The sequence below is a fragment of the Erwinia sorbitola genome, assembly GCF_009738185.1.
Taxonomy (GTDB): Bacteria; Pseudomonadota; Gammaproteobacteria; order Enterobacterales; family Enterobacteriaceae; genus Erwinia; species Erwinia sorbitola.
In genome coordinates this window covers 1,121,356-1,133,746 of sequence record NZ_CP046509.1, presented here as the reverse complement: position 1 = coordinate 1,133,746, position 12,391 = coordinate 1,121,356, and the positions used below count along the sequence as shown (strand labels likewise).

Annotated in this window: 12 protein-coding genes; 2 read left to right on the top strand and 10 right to left on the bottom strand. The window is 56.3% G+C overall.

Going from position 1 to position 12,391, the window contains the following annotated elements:
* Positions 1-216 precede the first annotated feature (216 nt).
* Positions 217-1,674, top strand: a complete 1,458-nt coding sequence (gene mltF, locus GN242_RS05110; protein ID WP_154753776.1) for a membrane-bound lytic murein transglycosylase MltF — start codon at positions 217-219, stop codon at positions 1,672-1,674.
* Here the strand turns inward: mltF and tadA are convergent.
* The 3 genes from tadA to murQ form a co-directional block, all read right to left on the bottom strand.
* Positions 1,666-2,163 (bottom strand): tRNA adenosine(34) deaminase TadA, encoded by a 498-nt coding sequence (gene tadA / locus GN242_RS05105; protein WP_156286997.1) that lies wholly within the window; start codon positions 2,161-2,163, stop codon positions 1,666-1,668. The genes mltF and tadA overlap by 9 nt on opposite strands.
* A gap of 71 nt (positions 2,164-2,234) precedes the next feature.
* Entirely contained in the window at positions 2,235-2,873 is a 639-nt protein-coding gene (gene yfhb / locus GN242_RS05100; protein ID WP_154753774.1) for a phosphatidylglycerophosphatase C, read from the bottom strand.
* A 159-nt stretch (positions 2,874-3,032) separates the two neighbouring features.
* On the bottom strand, positions 3,033-3,929 hold the full coding sequence (gene murQ / locus GN242_RS05095; RefSeq protein WP_154753773.1) for an N-acetylmuramic acid 6-phosphate etherase: 897 nt from the start codon (positions 3,927-3,929) through the stop codon (positions 3,033-3,035).
* Between the two features lie 186 nt (positions 3,930-4,115).
* Between murQ and GN242_RS05090 the strand changes: the two genes are divergently transcribed.
* Positions 4,116-4,955, top strand: coding sequence for a MurR/RpiR family transcriptional regulator (locus GN242_RS05090; protein ID WP_154753891.1), 840 nt, complete (start codon positions 4,116-4,118; stop codon positions 4,953-4,955).
* A 180-nt stretch (positions 4,956-5,135) separates the two neighbouring features.
* Here GN242_RS05090 and GN242_RS05085 read toward each other — a convergent pair whose 3' ends face one another.
* Genes GN242_RS05085 through GN242_RS21620 form a run of 7 tightly spaced genes read right to left on the bottom strand, consistent with a single transcriptional unit; the run spans position 5,136 to position 12,369 of the window.
* A complete protein-coding gene (locus GN242_RS05085; protein WP_154753772.1) occupies positions 5,136-6,122 on the bottom strand; it encodes a type VI immunity family protein in 987 nt (328 codons plus the stop codon).
* Between the two features lie 34 nt (positions 6,123-6,156).
* Positions 6,157-7,143, bottom strand: coding sequence for a type VI immunity family protein (locus tag GN242_RS05080; RefSeq protein WP_154753771.1), 987 nt, complete (start codon positions 7,141-7,143; stop codon positions 6,157-6,159).
* Positions 7,144-7,172: 29 nt separating this feature from the next.
* On the bottom strand, positions 7,173-8,282 hold the full coding sequence (locus GN242_RS05075; RefSeq protein WP_230320739.1) for a DUF4150 domain-containing protein: 1,110 nt from the start codon (positions 8,280-8,282) through the stop codon (positions 7,173-7,175).
* A 34-nt stretch (positions 8,283-8,316) separates the two neighbouring features.
* Entirely contained in the window at positions 8,317-9,303 is a 987-nt protein-coding gene (locus GN242_RS05070; protein ID WP_156286996.1) for a type VI immunity family protein, read from the bottom strand.
* A 34-nt stretch (positions 9,304-9,337) separates the two neighbouring features.
* Complete coding sequence (locus tag GN242_RS05065; RefSeq protein ID WP_154753769.1) at positions 9,338-10,324, bottom strand: type VI immunity family protein; 987 nt, start codon at positions 10,322-10,324, stop codon at positions 9,338-9,340.
* Between the two features lie 34 nt (positions 10,325-10,358).
* Complete coding sequence (locus tag GN242_RS05060; RefSeq protein ID WP_154753768.1) at positions 10,359-11,348, bottom strand: type VI immunity family protein; 990 nt, start codon at positions 11,346-11,348, stop codon at positions 10,359-10,361.
* A gap of 34 nt (positions 11,349-11,382) precedes the next feature.
* The gene (locus GN242_RS21620; protein WP_197094764.1) at positions 11,383-12,369 is read right to left on the bottom strand and encodes a type VI immunity family protein; all 987 of its coding nucleotides are present in this window, start codon (positions 12,367-12,369) and stop codon (positions 11,383-11,385) included.
* Positions 12,370-12,391 lie beyond the last annotated feature (22 nt).

Genomic DNA, 12,391 nt, shown 5'->3' with positions numbered 1-12,391 from the left:
AAAACGGGCGCTATTATAGTGAATCCGCACCGGTTACGAAACCGTTTGCGCAGAATTAATCGCTATAAGGAATTGGCTGAAAAACACACAAAACAGGTGGAATTCAGTTGCGGAGCTGCGCGGAGTTGCGCAGAATGCCCCACTCTCAGGACTAATTATAGACCACAAATACTGCCATAAAAGACAGATACCTGAGAATCACCGAGAGATAACTATTTGAAACGCCTTAAATTTAATTATCTGTTGGTCGGAATGATCACCGTGCTTCTTGCGCTTGCACTGTGGCCCTCGATACCGTGGTACGGCGGTTCGACTGACCGTATCGCACAGATAAAATCGCGGGGAGTATTACGTGTCAGCACGATACACTCCCCTTTGACTTACTACACAGTCAACAAATCCCCAGCGGGTATGGACTACGAGCTGGCAAAGCGCTTCGCCAATTATTTAGGGGTTAAGCTAGAAGTCACCGTTCGCCCAAATCTTGGCGACCTGTTTGACGACCTTGAAGATGATAAAGCTGACATGCTGGCGGCAGGTTTGATTTACAATAATGAGCGACTGGCGCGTTTTCGCGCTGGCCCGTCTTACTACTCCGTCTCTCAGCAGCTGGTCTACCGCATCGGTACGCCACGGCCAAAGAATCTGGGCGATCTTAAAGGTCGTCTGACGGCGGCATCAGGCTCCGCTTATTTGTCGACCCTGCGCGATGTAAAAGCTCATCAGTATCCTGATCTGGACTGGGCAATTTCGACCGATCAGACCCCTCAGGGCCTGCTGGAGGCGGTTGCTGATGGCAAGCTCGACTATACGGTGGGAGATTCAGTTACCATCGCACTGATGCAGAGGATCCATCCTCAGCTGGCGGTGGCTTTTGATATCACCGATGAAGAGCCGGTCACCTGGTATGTGCAGCGTGAGCAGGACGATAGTATGAACGCAGCGCTGCTGGATTTCTTCAACCAGATGGGTGAAGAAGGCGCAATGGCGCGGCTGGATGAGAAATACCTCGGTCACGTTGGTACATTCGACTATGTTGATACCCGTACCTTCCTGCGAGCAATTGATGGAACGCTACCGGATATCAAGCCGCTGTTTGAGAAGTACGCCCAGACTATTGACTGGCGTTTACTGGCCGCTATCTCTTATCAGGAGTCTCACTGGAACCCGCAGGCCACTTCTCCGACGGGTGTACGCGGCCTGATGATGCTGACGCGCAATACTGCCGATAGCCTGAATGTCAGCGACAGAACGGATCCCGAGCAGAGCATTCGTGGTGGCAGTGAGTATCTGGTGCGAATGATGGAAAAGGTGCCGTCTACCATTCCTGAAGATGAGCGCATCTGGTTTGCACTGGCGGCTTATAATATGGGCTATGCCCATATGCTCGACGCACGTAAGCTGACGGATAAACAGAAAGGTAACCCGGATAGCTGGGCCGATGTGAAGATTCGTCTGCCCATGTTAAGCCAGAAGCGCTATTACAGCCAGACCAGCTACGGTTATGCACGCGGCCATGAGGCCTATGCCTATGTGGAAAATATCCGCAAATATCAAATCAGTCTGGTGGGTTACCTACAGGATCAGGAGAGAAAGCTGGCGCAGCAGGCGGCAACAGAAGCCGAACTGGGCAGCGGCTACCCCACGGTGGCCGCGAAAATCGCGTTAAACTAAACCTGAATTTTTCTGGCGCTGCGCTTTTTTCTCAGCGCGGCGCTGGCGGAAAAAATCACTCAGCAGCGCAGCACACTCCTCAGCCAGAATCCCATGCTCAAACTTAACCTGGTGATTCATTCCGGGATGGCCCAGCACATCCAGCAGGGAGCCTGCCGCGCCTGTTTTTGCATCGCGCGCGCCAAACACCAGCCGCCCAATACGGCTATGCACCATCGCACCGGCACACATAACACAGGGTTCCAGCGTGACGTAAAGCGTGGTATCCAGCAGCCGGTAGTTTTCAATGACTTTCCCGCCCTGACGAATGGCCATCATCTCAGCATGAGCAGTGGGATCATGATGGCCTATGGGACGGTTCCAACCTTCGCCAATGACCCGTCCCTGATGCACCAGTACGGCCCCCACGGGCACCTCGCCCTCCTCCCAGGCCCGTTGCGCCAGTTGAAGCGCATGGCGCATCCAGAATTCATCGTTATTATCGGTCACCTGAGTCTCCAGCAAAAAAAAGCGCGGCATTATATCGTTAGTTGCCGCTGAGAGACTATCCCATCGCGCGCTTATTCCAGCTGCTGCAATTCACCGCCAGGCGTGACCCGGAAACGGTGCTGGCAGAAGAACAGTAAAGGATTGTCCTGCTTGCTGTCGCTGTAGCCGCTGTAAAGCTGTAACGGCGTGCCGATTTGCTCTTCCAGTTGCGCCACCTTTTCATGGCCCAGGCAGCGCATTGCCAGCACCCTGCCACCATAAGCGCGTGACATCTGGCTGGCGATCAGTTTCACCCTTGGCAAAAATGCCGAATCAAAATAGACCTGCTCCACCAGCGGCTGCGGCGAGCCGGTGATGAGCCAGACATCGGCATCTTCGCTGCTAAGATAATCGGTCAGCCGCTGCACCACGACCGGAAAGGCGGTAACACGCTGGCGGAACCACTGGGCAAACTGCTGCTCACGCCGCACCAGATACGCTTCACTGCGACCAAAAGTAATTGACCACAGCAGCAGGCTCATTGGCCAGCGCGCTGCCCTGCCTTTTACCAGCAGTCCGAGGCCGGCCACCGGTAATAGCGGCACCACCAGCAGCAGATTGAGTGGCTGACGCCAGAGCAGCCAGCGCATAAAAGTGCCAAACATATCCTGTTGATGCAGGGTGCCATCAAGATCAAAAAATACCACGCGTCGTTCCCGACTGGTTGTCAAACCTGACTCCTCAGGATCATGAGATCCTATAAAACTAAAATCTATCGATCGCATAAGAAAGCATACCATCCGGTAGCTGTCACAGCACGGTGCACGGTATCGCAGTCATAAGTGTAGTCAGTCGCAGCCTGAGTTTTTCCACAGGATATCTTTTTACCGTCAGCCCCCTGAGAGTGCCGCGCGTAAAAAGCCCTTGTGAGCCGCCAGCCGCTGTTTTGCCTGCTCTGCGGGGAGATCACCCAGAATCATCAAAATCGCCGTCTTGACCTCATAGTGCACCTGTTGCAGTGCGCTTTCGGCCTGATGGGCATCACAACCTGTGGCTTCACATACCATACGACGCGCACGGTCGACCAGTTTGATATTGGTTGCCTGCATATCAACCATCAGGTTCTGATACACCTTACCAATTTTCACCATCGCGCCGGTGGAGAGCATATTCAGCACCAGTTTCTGTGCGGTGCCGGATTTAAGACGGGTCGATCCGGTCAGTGCTTCCGGCCCGACCACCGGCGAGATAGCAATCTCTGCTTCCCGGGCAATGGGCGAGTCGGGATTGCAAGAGATGGCAACGGTGCGACATCCCTGCTGGCGGGCATAGCGTAGTGCACCAATAACGTAAGGTGTACGGCCTGAAGCAGCAATGCCCACCACCATATCGTTCGCTGTCAGATTCAGTCCCTGCAAATCGCTGATACCCAGCTGTTCGTTATCTTCAGCCCCTTCCACCGCCTTGAGTAAAGCGCCAGGCCCGCCAGCTATCAATCCGACAATAACACCATGCGGTACACCGAAGGTTGGCGGACATTCCGAGGCATCCAGCACACCGAGACGGCCACTGGTGCCTGCGCCCATATAGATCATCCGCCCACCCGCTGAGAGGGCCTCAGCTGCGGCATCCACCGCCTGCGCAACCTGCGGCAGTGTCAAACTTACCGCCGCAGCAACGGTGGCATCCTGCTGGTTAAATTTGGTAACCATCGCAAGCGTCGACAAATTATCGAGGTCGAAAGTCTCCGGATTACGCGTTTCTGACACCAGTGAACCAAGATTCATTATCACTCCTTTCGAATTTTTAAATCATTCAACTGCATTATCATTGAATATTTTATTTATCACGGTAAGACATTTTACCTGTCTTAATCATGGAAACCGTCAAAACCCGCGTTAGACTTACAGCTCTGAATGTTATCATTACAGATAATTCAATATGATGGGCCTGAATTAGCAAGAGGAAAAATGATGAGTTCACTGCTGCGTATCCGTCAGCTTTATCCAAGCCTGGCGCTGAACGAACGTCGGCTGGCTGACTACCTGCTGTCGCAGCCAGACCGGGCACGCCACCTGAGTTCACAGAAGCTGGCGGATGAGTCAGGTGTCAGCCAGTCGAGCGTGGTGAAATTTGCACAAAAGCTCGGCTACAAAGGTTTTCCGGCGCTGAAACTAGCCCTGAGCGAGTCCCTGGCTGAAAAAGACCCCATCACTGTACATAACCATATTCTCAGCGATGATGCACTGAAGACGGTTGGCGAAAAACTGTTTACCGAAAAGAGCTCCGCGATCCGTGCCACGCTGGACATTAACAGTGAGGAGATGCTGCTGGAAACGTTGCGCCTGCTGAAACAGGCAAGGCGGATTGTGCTGGTCGGGATTGGTGCTTCAGGCCTGGTAGCAAAAGATTTTTCCTGGAAGCTGATGAAAATTGGCATCAGTGCGGTCGCCGAGCAGGATATGCATGCCCTGCTCTCCAGCGTGCAGGCACTAGAGGTTGGCGATGTGCTGCTGGCTATCTCGTATACCGGGGAGCGCCGCGAAATTAATCTTGCGGCACAGGAAGCGCAGCGTATAGGAGCTACTGTGCTGGCTTTTACCGGCTTTACCCCCAATACGCTGCAACAGTCGGCGAGCCACTGTCTGTATACCGTTGCAGAAGAGCAGACTACGCGCAGTGCCGCTATCTCTTCGACAACTGCACAACTGGCACTGACCGACCTGTTGTTTATGGCATTGATCCAGCGCGATCCGGAGCGCGCTTCCAGCCATATTCGCCACAGTGAAGCGCTGGTGAAAAAACTGGTCTGAGTAAAAAGTGCGCGTATATTACCCGCGCATTTTAAAGGCTCCAGGCTCTGAGCAAGGCTGACACTGATGTATTCGCCGTCATCCCTCTCTCCTTTATTCCGGTATTTCAGGAAATCACGGCCCAGACAGATCAGGCCGGGCCGTTGTTCCTGTCTCCTTTATTCCGCTTCCCTCCCGGCTTTACGCCTCCCCGTCAGCGTCAAAGCGCCGGATCCATTTCAGGCTCTCCGTCTTTTCATCAAACGGTTCCGGCAATTCCACGAAGGCCCGCTGATAGTCTTCAAAACGCACGGGCCGGGTCACCCTCGCTGCGGCCTGATAGCGCACCGGAATAAGGCCCGAGTAACGGTCGCCCGGCTGCGGCACCGGCCCGGCAATAATAATAATGCCCCCCCGGTAGGGTTTAATCCGGCACGCGCCCGCCAGCTGCGCCTCTACCGCCGCAAGACCGCCTAATTCAGCCACAATAGGATCGCTTAATACCGTCAGCCAGTTCACCCCTTTGATCCGGTTACAGGTTTGCCCGGCCTCCACAGAAAACTGAGCGATGTCAATGTGATCGATGCCGGGGCAGCGCTGAAGCAGCGCCCAGGTATATTTCGTCTCCGGCACTAAACCTACCGGATAGGTAAAGCAGAACCCCGCCGAGCCGTGCGCCGGCTGTAGCCGCTCGCACCAGGCCAGCACCAGATCCGCCAGCTCGCTAAAGCGGTTACCGCCCTCTCCGTTACCCACCGGCATCGAGGCGAAGAGCGCCGACAGGCCCTTTTTGTGCGGCGCCAGGCCCATCATTTCTACCTGCCAGGAGGTGGCGTCATAGCCCGGCCGATCCTGAAACCACAGCCCCCCGCCCAGGCCGTAATCCGGATCCTTACCCGCCAGCCCCCGCCAGAATTCCGGCATGGGGTCACCTTTTATCCTGCCGCTGCCGGCATCGTCCGGCAGCATATAGCAGTTAACATACTCCCCGTAACGCGAGTAGTAGTCCCCCACCGCCCAGATTAAATCCGCATAGAAGGCCGGAAAGTCCTCCGGCGGGGCAAAGTACAGCTCGCAGCCCAGAACAATCCGCGCCAGAATGTCCCCCTTGGGGTGAGAGATAAAGAGCTGATCCAGCTGGCCGATATCCGGCAGGCCGCGCAGGGCTGACTCTGATGTATTTTCCATTACCTTTCTCCTTTATTCCGCTTCTCTCCCGGCTTTACGCCTCCCCGTCAGCGTCAAAGCGCCGGATCCACTTCAGGCTCTCCGTCTTTTCATCAAACGGTTCCGGCAGCTCCACGAAGGCCCGCTGATAGTCTTCAAAACGCACGGGCCGGGTCACCCTCGCTGCGGCCTGATAGCGCACCGGAATAAGGCCCGAGAAACGGTCGCCCAGCTGCGGCACCGGCCCGGCAATAATAATAATTCCCCCCCGGTAGGGTTTAATCCGGCACGCGCCCGCCAGCTGCGCCTCTACCGCCGCAAGCCCCCCCAACTCCGCCACAATGGGATCGCTTAATACCGTCAGCCAGTTCACCCCTTTGATCCGGTTCCAGGTTTGCCCGGCCTTTACAGAAAACATTGAGATATCACTGTGATCGATGCCGGGGCAGCGCTGAAGCAGCGCCCAGGTATATTTCGCCTCCGGCACTAAACCCACCGGATAGGTAAAGCAGAACCCCGCCGAGCCGTGTACCGGCTGTAGCCGCTCGCACCAGGCCAGCACCAGATCCGCCAGCTCGCCGAAGCGGTTACCGCCCTCTCCGTTACCCACCGGCATCGAGGCGAAGAGCGCCGAGAGGCCCTTTTTGTGCGGGGCCAGGCCCATCACTTCTACCTGCCAGGAGGTGGCGTGATAGCCCGGCCGATCCTGAAACCACAGCCCCCCGCCCATATTGTAATCCGGATCTTGATCGGCCAGCGCCCGCCAGAATTCCGGCATGGGATCCCCTTTTATCCTGCCGCTGCCGGAATCGTCCGGCAGCGTATAGCGGTTAACATACTCCCCGTAACGCGAGTAGTAGTCCCCCACCGCCCAGATTAAATCCGCATAGAAGGCCGGAAAGTCCTCCGGCGGGGCAAAGTACAGCTCGCAGCCCAGGGCAATACGCGCCCGGATACTCCCTTTTGGGGAGGTAATAAAGAGCTGATCCAGCTGGCCGATATCCGGCAGGCCGGGCAGGGCTGACTCTGATGTATTTTCCATTACCTTTCTCCTTTGTTAACTGCGTGTGCTCACCATATGCCCATGGCCGCGGCCTGCGCGCCAAACGCGCCCCAGGCGACAACATCGCCCGCCGGGCCATCAAGCGGGAAGACCGTCACCGCCACCGCCACAACGCCCAGCGTGATCAGCCCGGCCCAGGCCCGGCCGCTATTTTCCTTCTTTTCCGCAGCCGGTGCGGGGGCCGGCTCTGGTGCAGGAGCGCGCCGTGGGTTGGGGCACTCATCGGGAAATCCATCGCACATTTCTTTGACTTCATAGGTCTGATATTTCGCATTCAGTTTTTCTGCCATATTCCTGTAATCTTCCAGCCTCTTATGGGGTAGCGTCGTTTTATCCGTTGGAAACTTTAAGTCATATAATCCCAGAGGCTGTTTAGTCACGGGATCAACCCGGATAATATCCATCCGCCGCCCTCCCTTCGGGGTTATCGGGCGGGCGCTGGGGAAAGGCCCCCTGCCCCCGCCCTGCTTTATCAGTTCGAGATTTTTATCAAAATGCACCTCTGACCAGACAGAGCTGTCGTCCTCTGGATAACGCCCGTTATAATTCTTCTCTCTTATTTTATCGTCCACGCACTGTTCAAACTGGTGATATTCAGCGCCTGACGCGCCTTTATTTCCCTTCAGGTTATTACAGTGCTGAATATAACATTCGACGGCAATCTCGCAGATTAACTTTAAAAATTCATCCTCCGGCAAACCCGGCTGGCGCAGCCCGCTCATATTGACGGTGTTACGACGGTTCATCCACATCTTATCCGATAACCGGCACGCGGATTTCTTTTCAATAAACACGTCAAAGGAACCGGTCATCCACTCCGCTTCCGCCATATTAGTGCCGGAAACAATCCCGCCCAGCGCCCCCGGCTCATCAAATATACTGCCGGCAAATTGTGACCCCATATTGGCAATGGTATTTCCCCCGTCAGCAAATACGCTGACGGTGCTTTTCGTCAGCGTCCGGGAAAAGGCCTCATTCTGGAACGGAACCGGAATACCGCTACCCGGTATTTTGCAGACGTCAGGAAGTGTATTATGGCTGACGCCCCCTGAGCCTTTATGGCATAAGGTCAGCCCGTTAACATTAATTCTGGCGGCCATCCCTGCTCTCCCTGTCATTTTCTGTCTCCTTTATTCCGCTTCTTTCCCGGCTTTACGCCTCCCCGTCAGCGTCAAAGCGCCGGATCCACTTCAGGCTCTCCGTCTTTTCATCAAACGGTTCCGGCAACTCCACGAAGGCCCGCTGATAGTCTTCAAAACGCACGGGCCGGGTCACTTTGGCAGCGGCCTGATAACGGGTGGGAATAAAGTTAATATAACGGTCACCCAGCTGCGGCACCGGACCGGCAATAATAATAATGCCGCCCCGATAGGTTTTAATCCGGCACTTGTCCGCCAAATGCGCCTGGATTGCCGCAAGCCCCCCCAACTCCGCCACAATGGGATCGCTTAATACCGTCAGCCAGTTCACCCCTTTGATCCGGTTACAGGTTTGCCCGGCCTTTACAGAAAACATTGAGGTATAGCTGTGGTCAATGCCGGGGCAGCGCTGAAGCAGCGCCCAGGTATATTGAGGCTCTGGTTTTAAACCCACCGGATAGGTAAAGCAGAACCCCGCCGAGCCGTGCGCCGGCTGTAGCCGCTCGCACCAGGCCAGCACCAGATCCGCCAGCTCGCTAAAGCGGTTACCGCCCTCTCCGTTCCCCACCGGCATCGAGGCGAAGAGCGCCGACAGTTCCTTTTCATGCGGGGCCAGGCCCATCACGCTTACCTGCCAGGAGGTGGCGTGATAGCCCGGCCGATCCTGAAACCACAGCCCCCCGCCCATGCCGTAATCCGGATCCTGAGCGGCCAGCGCCCGCCAGAATTCCGGCATGGGATCTCCTTTTATCCTGCCGCTGCCGGCATCGCCCGGCAGCGTATAGCGGTTAACATACTTCCCGTAACGCGAGTAGTAGTCCCCCACCGCCCAGATTAAATCCGCATAGAAGGCCGGAAAGTCCTCCGGCGGGGCAAAGTACAGCTCGCAGCCCAGAACAATCCGTCCCTGAATACTTCCTTTGGGGGAGGTGATAAGTAGCTGGTCCAGCTGACCTATATTGGACAAATCGGGTAAGACTAATTCTGATGTATTTTCCATTACCTTTCTCCTTTATTCCGCTTCTCTCCCGGCTTTACGCCTCCCCGTCAGCGTCAAAGCGCCGGATCCACTTCAGGCTCTCCGTCTTTTCATCAAACGGTTCCGGCAACTCCACGAAGGCCCGCTGATAGTCTTCAAAACGCACGGGCCGGGTCACTTTGGCAGCGGCCTGATAACGGGTGGGAATAAAGTTAATATAACGGTCACCCAGCTGCGGCACCGGACCGGCAATAATAATAATGCCGCCCCGATAGGTTTTAATCCGGCACTTGTCCGCCAAATGCGCCTGGATTGCCGCAAGACCGCCTAATTCAGCCACGATAGGATCGCTTAATACCGTCAGCCAGTTCACCCCTTTGATCCGGTTCCAGGTTTGCCCGGCCTTTACAGAAAACATTGAGATATCACTGTGATCGATGCCGGGGCAGCGCTGAAGCAGCGCCCAGGTATATTTCGCCTCCGGCACTAAACCCACCGGATAGGTAAAGCAGAACCCCGCCGAGCCGTGTACCGGCTGTAGCCGCTCGCACCAGGCCAGCACCAGATCCGCCAGTTCGCTAAAGCGGTTACTGTCCTCTCCTTTACCAACCGACATCGAGGCAAACAGTGATGATAGCCTCTTCTTACGTGGTGCCAATCCCACCACGTCAACCTGCCATGAAGTGGCGTGATAGCCCGGTTGCTCTTGCCGCCACAGCAACCCGCCCATACCTTCATCCGGATCCTGATTAGCCACCGCCTGCAAAAATTTCGGCATTGGGTCGCCGTTAATCTTGCCACTGCCTGCTTCGTTCGGTAGCGCATAGTGGTTCACAAACACACCATATCGGGCGTAGTAATCCCCAACCGCCCAAAGCAAATCAGCATAGAAGGCTGGATAGTCATCCGGTGGTGCAAAATACAGTTCACAGCCCAGAACAATCCGTCCCTGAATACTTCCTTTGGGGGAGGTGATAAGTAACTGGTCCAACTGACCTATATTGGACAAATCGGGTAAGACTAATTCTGATGTATTTTCCATTACCTTTCTCCTTTATTCCGCTTCTCTCCCGGCTTTACGCCTCCCCGTCAGCGTCAAAGCGCCGGATCCATTTCAGGCTCTCCGTCTTTTCATCAAACGGTTCCGGCAATTCCACGAAGGCCCGCTGATAGTCTTCAAAACGCACGGGCCGGGTCACCCTCGCTGCGGCCTGATAGCGCACCGGAATAAGGCCCGAGTAACGGTCGCCCGGCTGCGGCACCGGCCCGGCAATAATAATAATTCCCCCCCGGTAGGGTTTAATCCGGCACGCGCCCGCCAGCTGCGCCTCTACCGCCGCAAGCCCCCCCAACTCCGCCACGACAGGATCGCTTAATACCGTCAGCCAGTTCACCCCTTTGATCCGGTTCCAGGTTTGCCCGGCCTTTACAGAAAACATTGAGATATCACTGTGATCGATGCCGGGGCAGCGCTGAAGCAGCGCCCAGGTATATTGAGGCTCTGGTTTTAAACCCACCGCGTAGGTAAAGCAGAACCCCGCCGAGCCGTGTACCGGCTGTAGCCGCTCGCACCAGGCCAGCACCAGATCCGCCAGCTCGCTAAAGCGGTTGCCGCCCTCTCCGTTACCCACCGGCATCGAGGCGAAGAGCGCCGACAGACCCTTTTCATGCGGGGGAAGGCCCATCATTTCTACCTGCCAGGAGGTGGCGTGATAGCCCGGCCGATCCTGAAACCACAGCCCCCCGCCCAGGCCGTAATCCGGATCCTTACCCGCCAGCCCCCGCCAGAATTCCGGCATGGGATCCCCTTTTATCCTGCCGCTGCCGGCATCGTCCGGCAGCATATAGCGGTTAACATACTTCCCGTAACGTGAGTAGTAGTCCCCCACCGCCCAGATTAAATCCGCATAGAAGGCCGGAAAGTCCTCCGGCGGGGCAAAGTACAGCTCGCAGCCCAGAACAATCCGCGCCAGAATGTCCCCCTTGGGGTGAGAGATAAAGAGCTGATCCAGCTGGCCGATATCCGGCAGGCCGGGCAGTACCGGCGCTGATGTATTCCCTGTCATTTTCTGTCTCCTTTATTCCGCTTCCCTCCCGGCTTTACGCCTCCCCGTCAGCGTCAAAGCGCCGGATCCACTTCAGGCTCTCCGTCTTTTCATCAAACGGTTCCGGCAACTCCACGAAGGCCCGCTGATAGTCTTCAAAACGCACGGGCCGGGTCACCCTCGCTGCGGCCTGATAGCGCACCGGAATAAGGCCCGAGTAACGGTCGCCCAGCTGCGGCACCGGACCGGCAATAATAATAATTCCCCCCCGATAGGGTTTAATCCGGCACGCGCCCGCCAGCTGCGCCTCTACCGCCGCAAGACCCCCCAACTCCGCCACAATGGGATCGCTTAATACCGTCAGCCAGTTCACCCCTTTGATCCGGTTCCAGGTTTGCCCGGCCTCCACAGAAAACATTGGGGTATAGCTGTGGTCAATGCCGGGGCAGCGCTGAAGCAGCGCCCAGGTATATTGAGGATCTGGTTTTAAACCTATCGGGTAGCTGAAGCAGAACCCCGCCGAGCCGTGTACCGGCTGTAGCCGCTCGCACCAGGCCAGCACCAGATCCGCCAGCTCGCCGAAGCGGTTACCGCCCTCTCCGTTCCCCACCGGCATCGAGGCGAAGAGCGACGAGAGCATCTTTTTATGTGGGGCCAGGCCCACCACGCCTACCTCCCATGAGGTGGCGTGATAGCCCGGCCGATCCTCAAACCACAGCCCCCCGCCCATATTGTAATCCGGATCCTGACCGGCCAGCGCCCGCCAGAATTCCGGCATGGGATCACCCTTGATCCTGCCGCTGCCGGCATCGCCCGGCAGCGTATAGCGGTTAACATACTTCCCGTAACGCGAGTAGTAGTCCCCCACCGCCCAGATTAAATCCGCATAGAAGGCCGGAAAGTCCTCCGGCGGGGCAAAGTACAGCTCGCAGCCCAGAACAATCCGCGCCAGAATGTCCCCCTTGGGGTGAGAGATAAAGAGCTGATCCAGCTGGCCGATATCCGGCAGGCCGGGCAGGGCTGACTCTGATGTATTTTCCATTACCTTTCTCCTTTGTTAACTG